Origin of the sequence: Streptomyces manipurensis (assembly GCF_049570255.1) — a bacterium.
Classification (GTDB): domain Bacteria; phylum Actinomycetota; class Actinomycetes; order Streptomycetales; family Streptomycetaceae; genus Streptomyces; species Streptomyces manipurensis.
Genome location: NZ_CP186950.1, coordinates 6,184,339 through 6,204,800 on the forward strand (window position 1 = coordinate 6,184,339; position 20,462 = coordinate 6,204,800).

Genomic DNA, 20,462 nt, shown 5'->3' on the forward strand with positions numbered 1-20,462 from the left:
CCCGATGCGGCTGGGCGCCGTGATCATCACCATGGGCAACCGGCCCGACGAGCTCAAGGCGCTCCTCGACTCGGTGGCCCGCCAGGAGGGCGACCCGGTCGAGGTCGTCGTCGTGGGCCAGGGCGTGAAGGTCGCCGAGGTGGCGGACCTGCCGCCGGGGGTCCGCTCCGTCGACCTGCCCGAGAACCTGGGCATCCCGGGCGGCCGCAACATCGGCATCGAGGCCTTCGGCCCCGGCGGCCGCGACGTGGACGCCCTGCTCTTCCTCGACGACGACGGGCTGCTGGAGCGCACCGACACCGCCGAGCTGTGCCGGCAGGCCTTCGCCGAGGACCCCGCGCTCGGGATCATCAGCTTCCGCATCGCCGATCCGGACACCGGGCAGACCCAGCGCCGGCACGTGCCCCGGCTGCGGGCCTCCGACCCGATGCGCTCCTCCCGCGTGACCACCTTCCTCGGCGGGGCCAACGCCGTCCGTACGAAGGTGTTCGAGCAGGCCGGGGTCCTGCCGGGGGAGTTCTTCTACGCCCACGAGGAGACCGACCTGGCCTGGCGGGCGCTCGACGCCGGGTGGCTGATCGACTACCGGGCGGACATGGTGCTGCTGCACCCGACGACCGCCCCCTCCCGGCACGCCGTCTACCACCGTATGGTGGCTCGTAACCGGGTGTGGCTCGCCCGGCGCAACCTGCCCGCTCCTCTGGTCCCGGTCTACCTGGGCGTCTGGCTCCTGCTGACGCTCCTGCGCAAGCCCTCGGGACCCGCGCTCAAGGCCTGGTTCGGCGGATTCCGGGAGGGATGGACCACTCCCTGCGGACCCCGCCGCCCGATGCGATGGCGTACGGTCTGGCGGTTGACCCGGCTGGGCCGACCACCTGTCATCTGACCAGCCCGCGTCTGGGAACATGGCGCGATCACGGGCTTCGCGCCACCAGCCTGATGCCCACCCGGCCGCATCTTGAGGACGAAAGTTTCAACTTGTGAGTGACACAACCCACAACGGCGCCCTCGCCACGAGCAGGCCGCCGTCCGCCGACGCGGGGCTGAGCCCTGCGGAGCTGGCCAGGAAGTACGGCCTCTCCGTCAGCGGTGCCCGGCCCGGTCTGGGCGAGTACGTGCGGCAGCTCTGGGGCCGGCGCCACTTCATCATGGCGTTCTCCCGGGCCAAGCTGGTCGCGCAGTACAGCCAGGCGAAGCTCGGCCAGGTCTGGCAGGTGGCGACCCCCCTGCTGAACGCGGTCGTCTACTGGCTGATCTTCGGGCTGATCCTCGGCGCCGGCCGCGAGATGCCCAAGGACGTCTACGTCCCGTTCCTGGTGATGGGCATCTTCGTCTTCACCTTCACGCAGAGCTCGGTGATGGCGGGCGTCCGGGCCATCTCCGGGAACCTCGGCCTGGTGCGCGCGCTGCACTTCCCGCGCGCCTCCCTGCCCGTGTCGTTCTCGCTGCAGCAGCTCCAGCAGCTGATGTACTCGATGATCGTCGTCTTCGTGATCGCCCTCTGGTTCGGCAACTTCCCGCGCCTGTCCTGGCTGCTGGTGATCCCGGCGCTGGCCCTCCAGTTCGTCTTCAACACCGGCCTCGCCATGATCTTCGCGCGGATGGGCTCCAAGACCCCCGACCTGGCGCAGCTCATGCCCTTCGTGATGCGCACCTGGATGTACGCCTCCGGCGTCATGTTCCCGATCGGGGTCTACCTCAAGGACCAGCCGCAGTGGATCAGCGACGTCCTGCTGTGGAACCCGGCCGCGATCTACATGGACCTGATCCGGTTCGCGCTCATCGACGACTACGGCGCGAACAACCTGCCCCCGCACGTGTGGGCCTTCGCGGTCGGCTGGGCCGTGCTCATCGGCCTCGGCGGTTTCGTGTACTTCTGGAAGTCCGAGGAGCGGTACGGCCGTGGATGACAACAACCAGGGGCGCGTCCCCACCGTGATCGCGGACGGCGTCCACATCGTCTACCGGGTCAACACCGGCAGCAGCGGCAGGGGAGCGGCCACCGCCGCCCTGAGCAAGATCATGCGCCGGAAGAGGGGCGACGCCCCGGGCGTGCGCCGGGTCCACGCCGTGCGCGGGGTCTCCTTCACCGCCTACCGCGGCGAGGCCATCGGCCTCATCGGCTCCAACGGCTCCGGCAAGTCCACGCTGCTGCGCGCCATCGCGGGCCTGCTGCCCTGCGAGGAGGGCAAGGTCTACACCGACGGCCAGCCCTCGCTGCTGGGCGTGAACGCCGCGCTCATGAACGACCTCACGGGCGAGCGCAACATCGTCCTCGGCGGGCTCGCGATGGGGATGAGCCGGGAACAGATCAAGCAGCGCTACCAGAGCATCGTCGATTTCTCGGGCATCAACGAGAAGGGCGATTTCGTCTCGCTGCCGATGCGCACCTACTCCTCCGGCATGGCGGCCCGACTGCGCTTCTCCATCGCGGCGGCCAAGGACCACGACGTCCTGATGATCGACGAGGCCCTCGCCACCGGTGACCGCGCCTTCCAGGTGCGCTCGGAGAACCGCATCAAGGAACTCCGGGAGAAGGCCGGCACGGTCTTCCTCGTCAGCCACAACAACAAGTCCATCCGCGACACCTGCGACCGGGTGCTGTGGCTGGAAAAGGGCGAGCTCCTGATGGACGGGCCCACCGAGGAAGTCGTCTCGGCCTACGAGAAGGCCACCAACGGCTGATCTCCCGCCCGCCCGGCGCCCGCCGCCGCGCACGTCCGCTCCCCCTGAAGGCCCCTGCCGCTCAGCGCGGCGGGGGCCTCGGGTGTGTGCCCGTAATACCCCGCGTGCGCGTTTCCCGCATTCGGCGGCGACATTCGGCGGCGCAGTGAATACCCGCGCGGCCCCCGCGACGTTGTACAGCGTAAGCTGCACAGGTCCTGAATCGCGGCAAGAGGGGACGATTCACCGCAGGTGAACGGCCCCGGAACGCCCCCGGGAAACCACCGGCGGCGTGTCCGAAATAGGATGTATTGGGTCGGCAGTGTAGAACGGGAGATGTGACGGCAATGGCTACGGGAATTCTCCGGCCCCCAGGATCTGCGGCCGTCCCCGCCACGGGCGGCGGGCGGTGACCCCGGGGCCCGGCATCCGGCCACCGTCCGACACGGTCCACGTGAGCGCCACCCTCGACAAGGCGGCGGCGGAGAACTTCCCCGTCGCCCCCGCCTTCCTGCCCCGCGCCTGGCGCGACGGGCTCATGGCCGTCTACGGCTACGCCCGGCTCGTCGACGACATCGGCGACGGCGACCTCGCCCCCGGCGGCCGCGACGCCGTGCTCCTCGGCCTCGACCCGGCCGCGACGGACGACCGCCTCGCCATGCTCGACGCCTTCGAGACCGACCTGCTGCGCGTCTTCGGCTCCTCCGACGGCCCCCCGCGCCACCCCCTGCTGCTCGCGCTGCAGCCCGTCGTGCGCGACCACGGCCTGACCCCCGAGCCCTTCCTCGGGCTCGTCGAGGCCAACCGCCAGGACCAGCGCGTCACCCGCTACGAGAGCTACGCCGACCTCGTCTCCTACTGCGAGCTCTCCGCGAACCCGGTGGGCCGCCTCGTGCTGTCCCTCACCGGCACCAGCACCCCCGAACGCGTCCGCCGCTCCGACGCCGTCTGCACCGCGCTCCAGATCGTCGAGCACGTGCAGGATGTCGCCGAGGACCTCGGACGCGACCGGATCTACCTGCCGGCCGAGGACATGCGGCGCTTCCACGTGTCCGAGGCCGACCTCGCGGCCCCCACCGCCGGCGCCTCCGTACGGGCCCTGGTCGCGTTCGAGTCCCAGCGCGCCCGCGAGCTGCTGGAGGAGGGCCCCCCGCTCGTGGGCAGCGTGCACGGCAGGCTCCGGCTGCTGCTCGCCGGCTTCGTGGGCGGGGGACGGGCCGCCCTGCGGGCCGTCACCGCCGCCGGCTTCGACGTCCTCCCCGGCCCGCCCAGGCCGACCAAGCCCGGCCTGCTCCGCGAGGTGGCAGCCGTCCTGCGCACAGCGCCGAGAAAGGGGTGAGCCCGAACGTGGAGGGGCCCACACACGCGTCCGCACCCGTGCAGGCGGCGTACAGCTACTGCGAGGCCGTCACCGGAACGCAGGCACGCAATTTCGCGTACGGCATCCGGCTGCTGCCCACCGACAAGCGCCAGGCGATGTCCGCCCTGTACGCCTTCTCCCGCCGGGTCGACGACATCGGCGACGGCACCCTGCCCGCCGACGCGAAGTTCGCACGGCTGGAGGAGACCCGCGCCCTGCTCGGCCGGATCCGCGCCGGGGAGATCGAGGAGGACGACACCGATCCGGTCGCCGTCGCCCTGGCGCACGCCGCCCGTCGCTTCCCGATCCCGCTCGGCGGCCTCGACGAGCTGATCGACGGCGTCCTCATGGACGTCCGCGGCGAGACGTACGAGACCTGGGACGACCTCAGAACCTACTGCCGCTGCGTGGCCGGGGCCATCGGCCGGCTCTCGCTGGGGGTGTTCGGCACCGCCGGCGCCTCGGGCCCGGCCGCCGCCGACGCCGCGCGCGCCCCCGAGTACGCCGACACCCTGGGCCTCGCCCTCCAGCTCACCAACATCCTGCGCGACGTCCGCGAGGACGCCGCCAACGGCCGCACCTACCTGCCGGCCGAGGACCTCGCCAAGTTCGGCTGCTCCGACGGCTTCCACAGCGACCGGGCACCCGCCGGCGCCGACTTCGCCGGGCTCGTCCACCACGAGGTCCGCCGGGCCCGCGCCCTGTTCGCCGAGGGCTACCGGCTGCTGCCGATGCTCGACCGGCGCAGCGGCGCCTGCGTGGCTGCCATGGCCGGCATCTACCGGCGCCTGCTGGACCGCATCGAGCGGGAGCCCGAGGCCGTCCTGCGGGGCCGGGTCTCCCTGCCGCCGCACGAGAAGGCGTACGTCGCCGTGCGCGGCCTGTCCGGGCTGGACGCGCGGACCGTCACCCGCCAGGCCGTCCGGAGGCGGGCGTGACCGCGCGGGCCAGGGGCGCCCGGCCCGGAGCAACCCGCGGCCCCGCGGCCGCGTCCTCCACGGAGGGCCGCGCCGCCCCGGCGGCCCACGGCACGGGGGAGGCCACATGACCGGCACCGACCGCCGGGCCGTCGTCGTGGGCGGCGGCCTCGCCGGAGTCACCGCGGCACTCGAACTCGCCGACGCGGGCCTGGAGGTCACCCTCCTCGAAGGCCGGCCCCGGCTCGGCGGGCTCGCCTTCTCCTTCCAGCGCGGCGACCTCGTCGTCGACAACGGCCAGCACGTCTACCTGCGCTGCTGCACCGCCTACCGGTGGTTCCTCGACCGGGTCGGCGGCACCGCCCTCGCACCGCTGCAGGACCGGCTCGACGTCCCCGTGCTCGACGTGGCCCACCCCGGCCGCCCGCGCCTGGGACGGCTGCGCCGCGGCCCGCTGCCCGTGCCCCTGCACCTCGCCGGGGCCCTCGCCCGCTACCCCCACCTCTCCCTCGCCGAGCGCGCGGGCGTCGGCCGGGCCGCCCTCGCCCTGCGCCGCCTCGACCCCGAGGACTCCGCGCTCGACGGCCTGGACTTCGCCACCTGGCTGCGCCGCCACGGCCAGTCCGACCGCACCGTCGAGGCCCTCTGGGACCTCGTCGGCATCGCCACGCTCAACGCCACCGCCGAGCAGTCCTCGCTCGGCCTGGCCGCCAAGGTGTTCAAGACCGGCCTGCTGTCCGAGAAGGGCGCGGCCGACATCGGCTGGGCACGCGTACCGCTCGGCCGGCTCCACGACACCCTCGCCCGCGAACGGCTCGACGCGGCCGGGGTGCGCACCGCCCTGCGCACCCGGGTCACCGGACTGTCCCGCACGCCCGGGGCGGGCTGGCGCGTCGACACCGAGGAGGAGTCCCTCGAGGCGGACACCGTCGTGCTCGCCGTCCCGCAGCGCGAAGCGCACGGACTGCTGCCGGACGGCGCCCTCGCCGACCCCGGCAAGCTGCTCGACATCGGCACCGCCCCGATCCTCAACGTCCACGTCGTCTACGACCGCAAGGTGCTGCGCCGGCCCTTCTTCGCCGCGCTGGGCTCGCCGGTGCAGTGGGTCTTCGACCGCACCGACTCCTCCGGCCTCCCCGACGGCGGCCAGTACCTGGCCCTGTCCCAGTCGGTCGCCCAGGACGACATCGACGAACCGGTCTCCGTCCTGCGCGCCAAGTACCTGCCCGAGCTCGAACGGCTGCTGCCCGCCGCCCGGGGCGCCAAGGTACGGGACTTCTTCGTCACCCGGGAGCGCACGGCGACCTTCGCCCCCACACCCGGCGTCGGCCGGCTGCGCCCCGGGGCGCGCACCGACACGCCGGGGCTCTACCTCGCCGGTGCGTGGACTGCCACCGGTTGGCCCGCGACCATGGAGGGCGCCGTCCGGAGCGGACTGAACGCGGCCCACGCCGCGCTCGCCGCGCTCGGCCGCCACCGCGAACACCCGCTGCAGGAGGCGGCATGACGCCCACGACGAGCACCACCAGCACCGCACGTACAGGAACAAGAGGAGAGCCAGTGAACCCGGGGAATCCGGCTGTCGAGAACACGGATGCCAGTGTGGCCGCAGCCGGCAGGGGCGTGGAGAAGGCGGACACGGTGGCCCTCCTGGAACGCGGCCGCACGCTGTCGACCCCCGCCCTGCGCGCCGCCGTGGACCGGCTCGCCGCGCCCATGGACACCGTCGCCGCCTACCACTTCGGCTGGATCGACGCCCAGGGCAACATCGCCGACGGCGACGGGGGCAAGGCCGTGCGCCCCGCCCTCGCCCTGCTCTCCGCCGAGGCCGCCGGCGCCGCCCCCGAGGTCGGCATCCCCGGCGCCGTCGCGGTCGAGCTCGTGCACAACTTCTCCCTGCTCCACGACGACCTGATGGACGGCGACGAGCAGCGCCGCCACCGCGACACGGTCTGGAAGGTGCACGGCCCGGCTCTCGCCATCCTCGTCGGCGACGCCCTCTTCGCCCTCGCCAACGAGGTGCTGCTGGAGCTCGGCACCGTCGAGGCGGGCCGCGCCACCCGCCGCCTGACCACCGCCAGCCGCAAGCTCATCGACGGCCAGGCGCAGGACATCTCCTACGAGCACCGCGAGCGCGTCAGCGTCGAGGAGTGCCTGGAGATGGAGGGCAACAAGACCGGAGCCCTGCTCGCCTGCGCGGTCTCCATCGGCGCCGTGCTCGGCGGCGCGGACGACCGTACGGCCGACAAGCTGGAGGAGTACGGCTACCACCTCGGCCTCGCCTTCCAGGCCGTCGACGACCTCCTCGGCATCTGGGGCGACCCGGAGTCCACCGGCAAGCAGACCTGGAGCGACCTGCGCCAGCGCAAGAAGTCCCTGCCGGTGGTCGCCGCCCTCGCGGCCGGCGGCCCGGCCTCCGAACACCTCGCGGAACTGCTCGCCGCCGACGCCAAGAGCAGCGACTTCGCGAACTTCTCCGAGGAGGAGTTCGCGGCACGCGCCGCCCTCATCGAGGAGGCGGGCGGCCGCCGGTGGACGGCCGACGAAGCGCGCCGCCAGCACGCCGTGGCGATCCGCGCCCTGGACGACGTCGACATGCCTCAGCGGGTCCGCGACCAGCTGGTCGCCCTCGCCGACTTCGTCGTCGTACGCAAGAGGTGACCGCCACCCGGCAGCGGATATGAATCGCGAGTCGCCGGCCGGAGCCGCCGCCTGAGGACGGCGCGCCCCGGCCGACGGCAGACCCCAGCACAGCAGAGGACACTGTTCTAAGGGGAAGCCATGACAGCGACGACCGACGGCAGCGCCGAAAGCGCTGGCGCTGGCAGCGAATCCACCCAGGGCGCGCCGCCGCCCGACCGGCCCGGGCCCGGCGCGCCGCGCGCGGGCCAGGCCGCCACCGTGGTCCTCCCGGACCCCCCGCAGGACGTTCCGGCGGGGGTGTACGAGGCCGCCGCGCGCGCCACCCGGCACCTGCTGGAACGCCAGGACCCCGAAGGCTGGTGGAAGGGCGACCTGGAGACCAACGTCACCATGGACGCCGAGGACCTGCTGCTGCGGCAGTTCCTCGGCATCCGGGACGAGGCCACCACCTACGCCGCCGCCCTCTTCATCCGCGGCGAGCAGCGGGAGGACGGCACCTGGGCCACCTTCCACGGCGGACCGTCCGAACTCTCCGCCACCATCGAGGCGTACGTCGCCCTGCGCCTGGCCGGGGACCCGCCCGACGCCCCGCACATGAGCCGCGCCTCGGCCTGGATCCGGGCCCACGGCGGGATCGCCGCCGCCCGGGTCTTCACCCGGATCTGGCTCGCCCTCTTCGGCTGGTGGAGCTGGGACCACCTGCCCGAACTCCCGCCCGAGCTGGTGTTCCTGCCGCCCTGGGTCCCCCTGAACATCTACGACTTCGGCTGCTGGGCCCGGCAGACCATCGTCCCCCTCACCGTGGTCTCTGCACTGCGCCCCGTCCGGCCCGGCCCCTTCGCGCTCGACGAACTGCACGCCGACGCCCGCAATCCCTTCCCCGCCCGCCGGATGGCCCCGCTGACCACCTGGGACGGCGCCTTCCAGCGCATGGACCGGGCCCTGCACGTCTACCGGCGGTTCGCACCGCGCCGGCTGCGCGAGGTGGCGATGGGCGCCGCCGCCCGCTGGATCATCGAACGGCAGGAGAACGACGGCTGCTGGGGCGGGATCCAGCCGCCCGCCGTCTACTCCGTCATCGCCCTGCACCTGCTCGGCTACGACCTCGGACACCCGGTGATGCGGGCCGGCCTGGAGTCCCTGGACCGCTTCGCGGTCTGGCGCGAGGACGGCGCCCGGATGATCGAGGCCTGCCAGTCCCCGGTGTGGGACACCTGCCTGGCCGCGATCGCCCTCGCCGACGCGGGTGTCCGCCCCGACCACCCGGCGCTGGTCAAGGCCGCCGACTGGATGCTCGGGGAGGAGATCGTCCGCACCGGCGACTGGGCGGTGCGCAGGCCCGGACTCGCCCCCGGCGGCTGGGCGTTCGAGTTCCACAACGACACCTACCCCGACATCGACGACACCGCGGAGGTCGTCCTCGCCCTGCGCCGGATCCAGCACCCGGACCCGGCCCGCGTCGAGGCGGCCATCGCCCGCGGGGTGTCCTGGAACCTCGGCATGCAGTCCAAGGACGGCGCGTGGGGCGCCTTCGACGCCGACAACACCAGCCCCTTCCCCAACCGGCTGCCGTTCTGCGACTTCGGCGAGGTGATCGACCCGCCCTCGGCGGACGTCACCGCCCACGTCGTGGAGATGCTCGCCTACGAGGGCCGCGCCGGGGACGCCAGGACCCGGCGGGGCATCGCCTGGCTGCTCGACGCACAGGAGCCGGACGGCAGCTGGTTCGGCCGCTGGGGCACCAACTACGTCTACGGAACCGGGTCGGTGGTCCCCGCCCTCACCGCGGCCGGTATCCCCCCGGGGCATCCGGCGGTGCGGCGCGCCGTGCGCTGGCTCGAGTCCGTACAGAACGAGGACGGCGGCTGGGGCGAGGACCAGCGCTCCTACAAGGACCGCGCCTGGGCCGGGAAGGGCGCCTCGACCGCCTCCCAGACCGCGTGGGCGCTGATGGCCCTGCTGTCCGCCGGCGAGCGCGAGAGCGAGGCCGTGGACCGGGGCATCGCCCACCTCGTGCGGACCCAGCGGGAGGACGGCTCCTGGGACGAGCCCTACTTCACCGGCACCGGCTTCCCCTGGGACTTCTCCATCAACTACCACCTGTACCGGCAGGTGTTCCCGCTGACCGCGCTCGGCCGCTACCTGTACGGCGAGTCCGCCGCGCTCACCGGGTCGCACCCGGTCGCCGCCGGGGGGCGGTGATGTCCGCCCCCGGCGGGGCACGGCCCGCCGGACCGGAGGACCGGCTGCTGATCGCCTGCGCCCTGCGCATCGAACAGGCGGCCCTGCGCAGCGGCGCCCGCGGAGCGGCGCGGGCCCACGGGACGCACACCCTGCTGCGCACCGGGATGGGTCCGCGCGCGGCCGAACGCGCCGTCGGCCGTGCGCTGGAGCGGCCGGGGGCCGGCCGGGCCGCCGTCCTCGCCACCGGGTTCTGCGCCGGACTGGTCCCCGGCATGCACCCCGGGGACCTGGTCGTCGCCCGGGAGACATGGGACCCGCGCGGCACCGTCGCCTGCACCGGCACCGAACTGCTCGTGGAGTCCCTGGCCCGGGCCCTGCCCGGCCGGACCGTGCACACCGGTGTGCTGACCGGATCCGACCACGTCGTCCGCGGCCAGGAGCGTGCGGAGCTGCGCGCCACCGGCGCGGTCGCCGTCGACATGGAATCCGCCGCGACCCTGTGGACGGCCGTACGGGGCGGTGGCCGTCCCGTTGCGGCCGTCCGGGTGATCGTGGACGCACCGGACCATGAGCTCGTCCGCATCGGCACGGTCCGCGGGGGAATATCGGCCTTCCGTGTCCTGCGTGCCGTACTGCCCGCTTTTCATGAATGGCACCGTTCTTCGCTGCTCCCCAGGAGGTGAGCCAGATGGCCATGCCGCTGCGCCAGACCATCAGGGTCGGGACCTATCTGCTCGAACAGAAGCTCCGCAAGCGGGACAAGTTCCCGCTGATCGTCGAGCTGGAGCCGCTCTACGCCTGCAATCTGGCCTGTGAGGGCTGCGGGAAGATCCAGCACCCGGCCGGGGTGCTCAAGCAGCGCATGCCGGTGGCCCAGGCGGTCGGGGCCGTGCTGGAGTCCGGCGCGCCCATGGTGTCCATCGCGGGCGGCGAGCCCTTGATGCACCCGCAGATCCACGAGATCGTGCGGCAGTTGGTGGCCCGGCGCAAGTACGTGTTCCTGTGCACCAACGCGATGCTGCTGCGCAAGAAGATCGAGAAGTTCACCCCCTCCCCGTATTTCGCCTTCGCCGTGCACATCGACGGCCTGCGGGAACGCCACGACGAGTCGGTGGCCAAGGAAGGGGTCTTCGACGAGGCGGTGGCCGCCATCAAGGAGGCGAAGAGGCGCGGATTCCGGGTCACCACGAACTCCACCTTCTTCAACACCGACACGCCCCAGACGATCATCGAGGTGCTCAACTTCCTCAATGACGACCTGAAGGTGGACGAAATGATGATCTCGCCCGCCTACGCCTACGAAAAGGCGCCCGACCAGGAGCACTTCCTGGGCGTCGAACAGACCCGGGACCTCTTCCGGAAGGCCTTCGCGGGCGGCAACCGGCGGCGCTGGCGCCTCAACCACTCCCCGCTCTTCCTCGATTTCCTGGAAGGGAAGGCCGATTTCCCCTGCACGGCCTGGGCCATTCCGAATTACTCGCTCTTCGGCTGGCAGCGCCCCTGCTACCTGATGAGCGACGGCTACGTACCCACGTACCGGGAGCTCGTCGAGGACACCGACTGGAGCAAGTACGGCCGCGGCAAGGACCCGCGCTGCGCGAACTGCATGGCGCACTGCGGGTACGAGCCCACCGCCGTCCTGGCCACCATGGGATCCCTCCGGGAGTCCCTGCGGGCCGCCCGGGAGACGGTCGGCGGCAACCGGGACCCGCAGTGACCGGCTTCGACCTGCGGGCCCTGCTCGACGAGCGCGGCGCCGAGCGCTACGCGCTGCACGAGCGCCACCTCAACCCGCAGCTGCCCCGGATGCTGCGCACCATCGGCTTCGACAAGGTCTACGAGCGCGCCGAGGGCGCCCACTTCTGGGACGCCGAGGGCAACGACCACCTCGACATGCTGGCCGGCTTCGGGGTGATGGGCCTCGGCCGGCACCACCCGGTGGTCCGGCAGGCGCTGCACGACGTCCTGGACGCCGGCCTGGCCGACCTCACCCGCTTCGACTGTCAGCCGCTGCCGGGGCTGCTGGCCGAGCGGCTCCTGGCGTACAGCCCGCACCTGGACCGCGTGTTCTTCGGCAACAGCGGAACGGAGGCCGTCGAGACCGCGCTGAAGTTCGCCCGGTACGCCACCGGGCGCCCCCGGATCCTCTACTGCGACCACGCCTTCCACGGGCTCACCACCGGATCCCTCTCGGTCAACGGGGAGGAAGGCTTCCGGGACGGCTTCGCGCCGCTGCTCCCCGACACCCGGATCGCCCTGGGCGACCTGGCGGCCCTGGAGCGCGAGCTGCGGCGCGGGGACGTCGCCGCCTTCGTCCTCGAACCGATCCAGGGCAAGGGGGTGCTCGCCGCCCCGCCCGGATTCCTGCTCGCGGCGCAGGAACTGCTCCACCGGCACAAGGCGCTGCTGATCGCCGACGAGGTGCAGACCGGGCTCGGACGGACCGGGGACTTCTACGCGTACCAGCACGAGCCGGGCGTGGAGCCGGACCTGGTCTGCGTCGCCAAGGCGCTGTCGGGCGGCTACGTGCCGGTGGGCGCGACCCTGGGCAAGGACTGGATCTTCAAGAAGGTCTACTCGTCGATGGACCGGGTGCTCGTGCACTCCGCGAGCTTCGGGTCCAACGCGCAGGCGATGGCGGCCGGGCTCGCGGTGCTGTCCGTGATGGAGGACGAGCGGCTCGTGGAGCGCGCCCGCACCACGGGCGACCTGCTGCGCGGCCGGCTGGCGGCGCTGGTCGACGAGTACGAGCTGCTGCACGAGGTGCGCGGGCGGGGGCTGATGATCGGCATCGAGTTCGGGCGGCCGTCCTCCTGGGGGCTGCGCAGCAGGTGGACCATGCTCCAGGCCGCCCGGAAGGGGCTGTTCGCGCAGATGGTGGTGGTGCCGCTGCTCCAGCGGCACCGGATCCTCACCCAGGTCTCCGGGGACCACCTCGAGGTGATCAAGCTCATTCCGCCGCTGGTCCTGGAGGAGGCGGACGTCGACCGCTTCGTCGGTGCCTTCCGCGAGGTCATGGACGAGGCGCACGGCGGCTCGGGGCTGATGTGGGAGTTCGGCCGGACGCTGGTGAAGCAGGCCGTCGCCGTGCGCTGACGGCCCGCTCCGGGCCCCGCCCCCACCGCTTCCCCCGGCGCTCGTTCCGGCACGGGGGAGCGGTCAGCCGAGCAGGCGGTCCCGCAGGCGGCCGAGGGTCCCGGCGTCGAGCCCGAGGCCCTCCGCCAGATAGCGGTCCACCCCGCCCCAGGTCGTGTCGATCGTGTCGAAGGCGGCGAGCAGGTACTCGGCACGGGCGTCGAAGAGCGGCGCCAGCAGCTCCATCACCTCGGGGGAGCGGGCCTCGGCCGACGCGGAGCTGCGGTGCACGCGGTAGCGGCGGTGCGGCGCGTTGGACTCCAGGTAGTCGGCGAGGATCGCCTCGCGCCCGACGCCCAGGGCGAGGAGGGTGACGGCGACGGACAGACCGGCCCGGTCCTTGCCGGCCGCGCAGTGCAGGAGCGCGGGGACGCTGTCCTCCGCGAGGGCGCGCAGCACCCGGCCGTGCTCGGCGGTGCGGTCGCGGACGATCCCCCGGTAGGAGTGCGCCATCCGGGCCGCGGCCTTGCCGTCGCCGAGCAGCTCGCGCAGCTGGGCGAGGTCGCCCTCGCGCACGAGCCGCCAGAACTCCCGGCCGTCGGCGGGGTCGGAGAGCGGGATGTTGACGTTGCGCACGCCGGGAAGTTCGACGTCGGGCCCCTCCAGCGCGTGGTCGGCCCCGTTGCGGAAGTCGAAGACGGTGTGGAGGCCGAGCGAGGCGAGGAACTCCGCATCGGTTTCGGTGGCATGTGCGAGATGTCCGCTTCGGAAGAGTCGTCCCGGCATGACCCTTCGGCCGTCGGAAGTCGGCAATCCGCCCACATCGCGGAAATTGCGCACTCCGGTCAGTTCCGGCTCCTGTATCTGCTGGGTCACGGGAACTCCTCCGCCTCGTCGTGGGGTGTCTGTCCGAATTGCGCTCTTTGGTGTCAACTTGCCATGTCCGGAGGTGAGATCGGCCGCACCCCCGTGAGCCAGATCATACGGTGACGGTGCGTGCCTGATCGCCAAGGCCGAATGGCCAGCCGGGGGCGGCTGTTGACGGTCCGGAATGGACGCAGGGTGACCGGAATTCCGAGGACCGCGCATTCCTGTGATTCCGTCAGGGAATTCGTGGCTTGTTCCCCGCGGCGGAAAGGGATTACCTTCGCGATCGATCCGGGCGGATCGCCGAATCCTGCCACCGTCCGGAAACCGCAACCGAACCATTCGCGCGGCAGGAGCGGGGGAACCAGGTAGGCCGCCGTCCCCGGAGATCCATTTCTCCGGTGCCGGCTCGGGGTGAAGCCGTGCATGTCCTCGTGCATGTACGGCCGGACATCTCCAGTCCGAACCCGACAGCTCACCTCGCAGGCGCCGGAGAGGAATCCGCCATGCCTGCAAAGGGCAAGCACCGCCGACCCAAGTCCCTTTCGATTTCCCGCGGATTCGCCTTCGCCGGTACCGGCGGAGCGGCCCTCGCGCTGCCGCTGACCTTCACCGCCGGAGCCCACGCCGCCGGCGCCCCGGCCGCGGCCCCCGCCGTCGCCCCGGCGGCCGCGCCGCAGGCCCCCGCAGCGCCGCAGTCCGCCCCCGCCGGCGTCCAGGCCGCGCCCTCCGTCTACACGGTCGTCCCCGGCGACTGCCTCTCGGAGATCGCCGCCGAGCGCAACCTCTCCGGCGGCTGGGAGCAGCTGTACGCCGACAACCGCGAGGCCGTCGGCTCCGACCCCTCGCTGATCCACCCCGGCCTGCGGCTCCACCTCGGCGGCCCCGGCGAGACCGCCCCCGCGGACGAGGCTCCCGCCCCGGCGAAGCGGACCACCTACAAGAGCGCCCCCCAGGCGGCCCCGAAGAAGGCCCCGAAGGCCGCCGCTCCGGCCGCGCCCGAGCAGGCCGAAGAGGCTCCCGCGGCCGAGGCCCCCGCCGCCAAGCCGTCGGCGGCCGGCTTCGTCGCCCCGGTCGGCGGCGGCGTCTCCACGGCGTACAGGACCGCGGGCGCCATGTGGTCCTCCGGCTACCACACCGGCGTCGACTTCATCGCTCCGATGGGCACCACCGTCAAGGCCGTCGGCGCCGGCACCGTGGTCTCCGCCGGCTGGAGCGGCTCGTACGGCAACGAGGTCGTCATCCGGCACGCGGACGGCAAGTACTCCCAGTACGCCCACCTGTCCCAGCTCTCGGTCTCCTCCGGCCAGAGCGTCACCGCCGGCCAGTCCATCGGCCTCTCCGGCTCCACCGGCAACTCGACCGGCCCGCACCTGCACTTCGAGATCCGTACCGGCCCGTCCTACGGCTCGGACATCGACCCGATCGCCTACCTCCGCTCGAAGGGCGCCAGCCTCTGACGGTCGTCGCCGGCGGAGCACCGACGCGCGTGGGGCCGGGGCCCGAGGGGGGTCCCGGCCCCACGTGTACTTATTCCTTACCTCTCGCGTGGTATAGATCACGGCCCGTCAACCCCTCATTACGTTGGCGTAGGTTGGTTACGGGAGTGAAGGATGGGCTCTCGTGGCAGCGACGACGACGAAACTCAAGACCATCGGCTCGTACGCGGCGATCGGGGACAGCTTCACCGAAGGCGTGGGGGACCCGGGACCCGGGGATTCCTTCCTCGGCTGGGCGGACCGGCTCGCCGTGCTCCTGGCCGACCAGCGCGAAGAGCACGACTTCCGGTATGCGAATCTGGCGGTGCGCGGAAAGCTCCTCGACCAGATCGTGGCCGACCAGCTTCCGAGGGCCAAGGCCCTCGCGCCGGACCTCGTGACCTTCTGCGCGGGCGGCAACGACATCATCCGGCCCGGCAGCGACCCGGACGACGTGGCGGAACGCTTCGAGGCGGCCGTGGCCGACCTCACGGGGGCCGTGGGCCACGTGATGATCACCACCGGCTTCGACACCCGCGGCGTGCCCGTCCTCAAGCACCTGCGGGGCAAGGTCGCCACGTACAGCGCGCACGTGCGGGCCATCGCCGACCGCTACGACTGCCCGGTGCTCGACCTGTGGTCGCTGAAGTCCGTCCAGGACCGGCGTGCCTGGGACGCCGACCGGCTGCACCTCTCTCCCGAGGGCCACACGCGCGTCGCCCTGCGCGCCGCGCAGGTGCTCGGCCTGGAGGTGCCGGCCGACCCCGACCAGCCGTGGCCGCAGCTGCGCCCGCGCGGCTCGGTGGACGTGACCCGCGACAACATCCAGTGGGCCCGCGAGTACCTCGTGCCGTGGATCGGCCGGCGGCTGCGCGGCGAGTCCTCCGGCGACCACGTCGAGGCGAAGCGGCCGGACCTGCTGCCCCTGTGAGCTCCGGGCACGCAGGGTGACGGTACGGGCCGCGGTGCGACGGACGCCGGCTCCCGCGGGCCGCGGGGCGGCGGGGGACTCCGGGACGCCGCGGTGCGGGGGCGGCGGGCGGAATCCTTCGGGGCCGGTGGGCGTTGGCATGGTCGTAGCGATACGACCGCACCGACCCCATCCTCCCTGGAGGCGCTTTGACCGGCACCCGTCCCCTGCGTCCGCGGCTGCGTGCCCTGCGGCCCGAAGCCTTCGGCGCGGACCCGTCCGGTGCCCGGCTGGAGCGCATCCGCCGCTCGCCGAACTTCGCCGACGGCGTCTTCCAGAACCCGCTCGGAGCCCGGAACAGGCCCTCGGGGTCCATGACGGAGTTCGCCAAGATCTACTTCCACCGGGAGCAGCGGGCCCGGCGCAGCCCGGCCGCCCCCATCCCCGTCCACCCGACGACCCTCGCCGACCTGGCCAAGGCCCCGGCGAGCGGCCTGCGGCTCACCTGGATGGGCCACTCCAGCGTCCTCGCGGAGATCGACGGGCGCCGGGTGCTCTTCGACCCGGTGTGGGGCGAGCGCTGCTCCCCCTTCCCCTTCGCCGGACCCAAGCGGCTGCATCCCGTCCCGGTGCCGCTGGCCTCCCTGGGCACGGTCGACGTCGTGGTCATCTCGCACGACCACTACGACCACCTCGACCTGCCGACGATCAAGGAGCTGGCCGGCACCGACACGGTCTTCGCGGTCCCGCTGGGCGTCGGCGCGCACCTGGAACGCTGGGGCGTGCCGGCCGGCCGGCTGCGCGAGCTCGACTGGAACGAGAGCACCGAGGTCGCCGGGCTCAAGCTCACGGCTACCCCCGCACGCCACTTCTGCGGCCGCGGCCTGCGCAACCAGCAGCACACGCTCTGGGCCTCCTGGGTCGTCGCCGGGGAGGAGCACCGGATCTACCACAGCGGGGACACCGGCTACTTCCCCGGCTTCAAGGAGATCGGCGCCGAGCACGGGCCCTTCGACGCCACGATGATCCAGATCGGCGCCTACTCGGAGTACTGGCCCGACATCCACATGACCCCCGAGGAGGGCATGCGCGCCCACCTCGACCTCCAGGGCGGCACCCCGCACGGCACGATGCTGCCGATCCACTGGGGCACGTTCAACCTCGCCCTGCACCCGTGGGACGAGCCGGGCGAGGGCACGCTGGCCGCCGCGGAGGGGGCCGGGGCGGGCATCGCGCTGCCGATCCCGGGCCAGCCGTTCGAGCCCGGCACCGCCGGGGCGCCCCGGGAGCCGTGGTGGCGGCCGTTCGTGGCGGGGGGCGCGACCCCGGCGCTGCCTCCGGCGGCCCGGCCGGCGGCCGCGGGGGACCGGCCCGCCGCGGTCGGGCGGGAGGAGACCGAGGCCGTCGGTTCCTGACCGCCTCCTGTTCGTGATCGCCACCGGTCGGTGACGGCCACCGGTCCGTGACCGCGGCCGGCCGGTGGACGCCGCACGCGCCCCGTCCGGCCGGCGGGGGCGCGGCGGGCGCATTCGTGCTCCAGTGCGAGCGCTCCACCGGGAGCGGGAAGCACCCCGCAAAGTTCACGAACCGGCAGGCCGGGGCGCTGAAACCGGGTCCGGCGTGGGTATCGGTCGATCAATGCCGGGCCCCGGGAACGCCGGGGTCCGGGCCCCACGTACCGAGGACGCCGATGTCCGGACTCCGCGCCGCCCGCCACGCCCCGTCGAGGCACACCGCCACCGGTCCCTCCCGGCAGATACGCCCCCAGCTGGTACGCGCGGCCCTGCTGCCCACCCTCGCCGCCGGCCTCAGCGGAGCCGCCGCGGTCATGTTCACCCTCCAGCTCGGGGGCGGTGCCGGCGAGCGCGACGCCCGGCTCTGGCCGGTGCTCGCCGGCTGCGCCCTGCTCGTCGCCGGCGCCCTGGCGGCGGCCCTGCTCGGCGCCCAGCGCGCCGCCAAGGCCGTACGGGACCGGTGCGAGGCCCTGCGCCGCTCCAGCGTGCGCGGCCGCCAGGAGCTGCGCGCGGCCGCCGACCGGCTGGAGCGCGGTGAGAGCCCGCCCGGCCCGATCAGGGGAGGCCCCAACACCCCGCTGCCCGGGGGCGACCCGGCGGGGGTCGACGAGTTCTGGCTGCTCTCGCAGGAGCTGCGGGGCGCCCGCGAACAGGCCCACACCACCCTCGTACGGCTCGCCGCACCCGCCGCGCCGACCGACAGCGAGCGCACGGTCGAGGTCTTCGTGAACCTGGCCCGGCGCCTGCAGTCCCTCGTCCACCGCGAGATCGCCCTGCTGGACCACCTCGAGGACACCGTCGAGGACCCGGACCTGCTCAAGGAGATCTTCCGCGTCGACCACCTCGCCACCCGCATCCGCCGCCACGCGGAGAACCTGGCGGTGCTCGGCGGCGCCACCACCCGCCGGCAGTGGACGCGCCCGGTCGACCTGAGCGAGGTGCTGCGCTCCTGCGTGGCCGAGGTCGAGCAGTACACGCGGGTGAAGGTCGTGCCCCCGGCGGGCGGCAGCGTCCGCGGGCACGTCGTCGCCGACGTGGTCCACCTGCTGGCCGAACTGGTGGAGAACGCCACGGTGTTCTCGGCCCCCGACACGGACGTGGTGCTGCGCGCCGAGCGGGTCACCTCCGGAATCGCCGTCGAGGTGGAGGACCGGGGGCTGGGCATGCCGGCGGGCGAGCAGCACCGGATGAACGCCCTGCTCGGGGACCCCGACCGGTTCAGCGTCCGCAACCTGCTGGCGGACGGCCGGATCGGCCTGTTCGTCGTCGCGGTACTGGCCCGCCGGCACGGCATCGCGGTCGAGCTGAAGTCGAACATCTACGGGGGCGTGCTCGCGGTCCTGGTCCTCCCGCAGGACCTGCTGGGCGCGGAGGCTCCGGACACCGCGGTCTGGACGGCCCCGCCCCTGGAACCGGCGGCCCGGCCGTTTCCGGCGGCCGGAATCGGCGCCGGGGCGGGGCGACCGGGGGACCCGGACCGGGGCGGCGGGCCCGTGCCCGCGGCGCAGCCTCCGCCGGTCCAGGCCCCGCCCGCGCCGGCCTGGGCGGTGGAGGTCCCGCCCGTGCAGGCTCCGCCCTTGTCGGCCTGGGCCGCGGAGGTCCCGCCCGTGGAGATCCCGTTCGCGCAGGCCCCGTCAGCGCAGGTCCCGGACGTACCGCCCCCGGCGGCGTCGCTCGGCCCCCGGCCGGATCCGGTGCCCCACCCCGTGCCCGCACCCCACTCGGCCCCCACGGCGGTGCCCGCGCCGCGGGCCGGCGGGGAGCGGCCGCCCCTGCTGCCGCGGCGCCGGGCGCAGGAGCACCTCGCGCCGCAGCTGCGCGAGGCGCCCGCCCCGCGGCGGCCCGCGGATCCGGACCCGCCCCTGCACGACCCCGGCCTGATGGCCGCCTTCCGGCGGGGCTACGGCCTCGCCCAGTCGGAGGACCAGACATGACCCCGACCCCACCCCCACCCCTCGGAAGCAAGGAGCGCACCACCATGGGCGGCGAAGCGGTGACGGAGACCGGCAACCGGCTCTCGGACCTCGACTGGCTCCTCGGCGGCCTGGTGCAGCGCGTGCCGTACACGCGCAGCGCCGTACTGCTCACCGCCGACGGGCTCGTGACCTGCGTGCACGGGATGGACACCGACAGCGCCGACCACATGGCGGCCCTCGCCTCCGGCCTGTACTCGCTCGGTCGCAGCGCGGGCGCCCGGTTCGGGGCGGGCTCCGAGGTCCGGCAGGTCGTCGTCGAGCTCGACAGCGCGCTCGTCTTCGTCTCCGCCGCCGGCTCCGGCACCTGCCTCGCCGTCCTGGCCGACCGGGAGGCCGACGCAGGGGTCCTCGGCTACGAGATGGCGATGCTGGTCAAGAGCGTGCGGCCGTACCTGGCGGCGCCGCCGCGGCGGCCCGTCGCCGACACGGAGCGATGAGGATCCGCGAGCGGGAGGGCCGCCCGAAGGGCCGCGACACCCCGTGGCTCGACGCCTCGGCCGGGCGGGTGACGCGCCCGTACACCGCCTGCGGCGGGCGCACCCGTCCCGGTGCGGCGCTCGACCTGCTCTCGGTGATGACCGCGACCGGGGTGCGCCCGAGCGCCCCGCTCGGGGCCGAGCACCTCCTCGCGCTCAGGCTGTGCTCGGGGACCGCCGCGGCCACGGTCGCCGAGGTGGCCGGGCAGCTGCGGCTCCCGGTCGCGGTGGTGAAGGTGCTGCTCTCCGATCTGATGGAGCAGGGGGCCGTGACGGCGCGGGCCCCGTGCTTCCCGGGCGGGGACGCGTCCGCCGCCGACGACCACTCCCTGCTCCTGGCGGTCCTCGACGGCCTGCGCAGACGGCTGTGACCCGTGAGCTCCCCGGTACGGGGGCAC

The 20,462-nt window shown here is 73.6% G+C and carries 18 protein-coding genes and 1 riboswitch; of the genes, 17 read left to right on the forward strand and 1 reads right to left on the reverse strand.

Annotated features, from left to right (window positions below; translation table 11 throughout):
* Positions 1-4: 4 nt before the first annotated feature.
* The 11 genes from ACPU2J_RS28265 to ACPU2J_RS28315 all read left to right on the forward strand — a co-directional run bounded on the left by ACPU2J_RS28265 (position 5) and on the right by ACPU2J_RS28315 (position 12,864).
* On the forward strand, positions 5-886 hold the full coding sequence (locus ACPU2J_RS28265) for a glycosyltransferase family 2 protein (RefSeq protein WP_420082321.1): 882 nt from the start codon (positions 5-7) through the stop codon (positions 884-886).
* 94 nt (positions 887-980) lie between these two features.
* On the forward strand, positions 981-1,910 hold the full coding sequence (locus ACPU2J_RS28270; RefSeq protein ID WP_399816898.1) for an ABC transporter permease: 930 nt from the start codon (positions 981-983) through the stop codon (positions 1,908-1,910).
* Entirely contained in the window at positions 1,903-2,685 is a 783-nt protein-coding gene (locus ACPU2J_RS28275) for an ABC transporter ATP-binding protein (protein ID WP_361593274.1), read from the forward strand. The genes ACPU2J_RS28270 and ACPU2J_RS28275 overlap by 8 nt, the downstream gene beginning before the upstream one ends.
* A gap of 433 nt (positions 2,686-3,118) precedes the next feature.
* Positions 3,119-4,003, forward strand: a complete 885-nt coding sequence (gene hpnC, locus ACPU2J_RS28280; protein ID WP_361593272.1) for a squalene synthase HpnC — start codon at positions 3,119-3,121, stop codon at positions 4,001-4,003.
* The gene (gene hpnD, locus ACPU2J_RS28285) at positions 4,000-4,962 is read left to right on the forward strand and encodes a presqualene diphosphate synthase HpnD (RefSeq protein ID WP_420079033.1); all 963 of its coding nucleotides are present in this window, start codon (positions 4,000-4,002) and stop codon (positions 4,960-4,962) included. The genes hpnC and hpnD overlap by 4 nt, the downstream gene beginning before the upstream one ends.
* Before the next feature lie 106 nt (positions 4,963-5,068).
* Positions 5,069-6,448 (forward strand): hydroxysqualene dehydroxylase HpnE, encoded by a 1,380-nt coding sequence (gene hpnE / locus ACPU2J_RS28290; protein WP_423834274.1) that lies wholly within the window; start codon positions 5,069-5,071, stop codon positions 6,446-6,448.
* Between the two features lie 53 nt (positions 6,449-6,501).
* Positions 6,502-7,602 carry a polyprenyl synthetase family protein gene (locus tag ACPU2J_RS28295; RefSeq protein ID WP_391344947.1) on the forward strand — a complete coding sequence of 367 codons (1,101 nt, stop codon included), beginning with the start codon at positions 6,502-6,504 and terminating at the stop codon, positions 7,600-7,602.
* A 120-nt stretch (positions 7,603-7,722) separates the two neighbouring features.
* Positions 7,723-9,786 carry a squalene--hopene cyclase gene (gene shc, locus ACPU2J_RS28300; RefSeq protein ID WP_423834275.1) on the forward strand — a complete coding sequence of 688 codons (2,064 nt, stop codon included), beginning with the start codon at positions 7,723-7,725 and terminating at the stop codon, positions 9,784-9,786.
* Complete coding sequence (locus tag ACPU2J_RS28305) at positions 9,786-10,451, forward strand: 1-hydroxy-2-methyl-2-butenyl 4-diphosphate reductase (RefSeq protein ID WP_420079031.1); 666 nt, start codon at positions 9,786-9,788, stop codon at positions 10,449-10,451. Before shc ends, ACPU2J_RS28305 begins: the two co-directional genes overlap by 1 nt.
* A 5-nt stretch (positions 10,452-10,456) precedes the next feature.
* Complete coding sequence (gene hpnH / locus ACPU2J_RS28310; RefSeq protein WP_361593260.1) at positions 10,457-11,485, forward strand: adenosyl-hopene transferase HpnH; 1,029 nt, start codon at positions 10,457-10,459, stop codon at positions 11,483-11,485.
* A complete protein-coding gene (locus ACPU2J_RS28315; protein WP_420079030.1) occupies positions 11,482-12,864 on the forward strand; it encodes an aspartate aminotransferase family protein in 1,383 nt (460 codons plus the stop codon). The genes hpnH and ACPU2J_RS28315 overlap by 4 nt, the downstream gene beginning before the upstream one ends.
* Positions 12,865-12,927: 63 nt before the next feature.
* Here ACPU2J_RS28315 and ACPU2J_RS28320 read toward each other — a convergent pair whose 3' ends face one another.
* The gene (locus tag ACPU2J_RS28320) at positions 12,928-13,719 is read right to left on the reverse strand and encodes a tyrosine-protein phosphatase (RefSeq protein WP_365070666.1); all 792 of its coding nucleotides are present in this window, start codon (positions 13,717-13,719) and stop codon (positions 12,928-12,930) included.
* A 312-nt stretch (positions 13,720-14,031) separates the two neighbouring features.
* Positions 14,032-14,212: riboswitch (cyclic di-AMP (ydaO/yuaA leader) on the forward strand.
* A gap of 4 nt (positions 14,213-14,216) precedes the next feature.
* On the opposite strand from ACPU2J_RS28320, the gene ACPU2J_RS28325 reads away from it, so the two are divergent.
* The 6 genes from ACPU2J_RS28325 to ACPU2J_RS28350 all read left to right on the forward strand — a co-directional run bounded on the left by ACPU2J_RS28325 (position 14,217) and on the right by ACPU2J_RS28350 (position 20,435).
* Positions 14,217-15,170 carry a M23 family metallopeptidase gene (locus ACPU2J_RS28325; RefSeq protein WP_423834276.1) on the forward strand — a complete coding sequence of 318 codons (954 nt, stop codon included), beginning with the start codon at positions 14,217-14,219 and terminating at the stop codon, positions 15,168-15,170.
* A 163-nt stretch (positions 15,171-15,333) separates the two neighbouring features.
* Positions 15,334-16,119 carry an SGNH/GDSL hydrolase family protein gene (locus ACPU2J_RS28330; RefSeq protein ID WP_399816880.1) on the forward strand — a complete coding sequence of 262 codons (786 nt, stop codon included), beginning with the start codon at positions 15,334-15,336 and terminating at the stop codon, positions 16,117-16,119.
* A 188-nt stretch (positions 16,120-16,307) separates the two neighbouring features.
* Positions 16,308-17,513: an MBL fold metallo-hydrolase gene (locus tag ACPU2J_RS28335; protein WP_399309739.1), complete on the forward strand. Its 1,206-nt coding sequence runs from the start codon at positions 16,308-16,310 to the stop codon at positions 17,511-17,513.
* Positions 17,514-17,788: 275 nt separating this feature from the next.
* Entirely contained in the window at positions 17,789-19,546 is a 1,758-nt protein-coding gene (locus ACPU2J_RS28340; protein WP_423834277.1) for a sensor histidine kinase, read from the forward strand.
* Positions 19,547-19,590: 44 nt separating this feature from the next.
* Positions 19,591-20,025, forward strand: a complete 435-nt coding sequence (locus ACPU2J_RS28345) for a roadblock/LC7 domain-containing protein (protein ID WP_365488166.1) — start codon at positions 19,591-19,593, stop codon at positions 20,023-20,025.
* The gene (locus ACPU2J_RS28350; protein ID WP_423834278.1) at positions 20,022-20,435 is read left to right on the forward strand and encodes a DUF742 domain-containing protein; all 414 of its coding nucleotides are present in this window, start codon (positions 20,022-20,024) and stop codon (positions 20,433-20,435) included. Before ACPU2J_RS28345 ends, ACPU2J_RS28350 begins: the two co-directional genes overlap by 4 nt.
* The last annotated feature ends 27 nt before the right edge of the window (positions 20,436-20,462 follow it).

Excerpts from the sequence above, each read along its gene's own strand:
- ACPU2J_RS28325 (WP_423834276.1), top strand. The coding sequence starts at position 14,217 with ATGCCTGCAAAGGGCAAGCACCGCCGACCCAAGTCCCTTTCGATTTCC.
- hpnE (WP_423834274.1), top strand. The coding sequence starts at position 5,069 with ATGACCGGCACCGACCGCCGGGCCGTCGTCGTGGGCGGCGGCCTCGCC.
- hpnH (WP_361593260.1), top strand. The coding sequence starts at position 10,457 with ATGGCCATGCCGCTGCGCCAGACCATCAGGGTCGGGACCTATCTGCTC.
- ACPU2J_RS28305 (WP_420079031.1), top strand. The coding sequence starts at position 9,786 with ATGTCCGCCCCCGGCGGGGCACGGCCCGCCGGACCGGAGGACCGGCTG.
- ACPU2J_RS28345 (WP_365488166.1), top strand. The coding sequence starts at position 19,591 with ATGGGCGGCGAAGCGGTGACGGAGACCGGCAACCGGCTCTCGGACCTC.
- ACPU2J_RS28340 (WP_423834277.1), top strand. The coding sequence starts at position 17,789 with ATGTCCGGACTCCGCGCCGCCCGCCACGCCCCGTCGAGGCACACCGCC.
- ACPU2J_RS28265 (WP_420082321.1), top strand. The coding sequence starts at position 5 with ATGCGGCTGGGCGCCGTGATCATCACCATGGGCAACCGGCCCGACGAG.
- ACPU2J_RS28350 (WP_423834278.1), top strand. The coding sequence starts at position 20,022 with ATGAGGATCCGCGAGCGGGAGGGCCGCCCGAAGGGCCGCGACACCCCG.
- shc (WP_423834275.1), top strand. The coding sequence starts at position 7,723 with ATGACAGCGACGACCGACGGCAGCGCCGAAAGCGCTGGCGCTGGCAGC.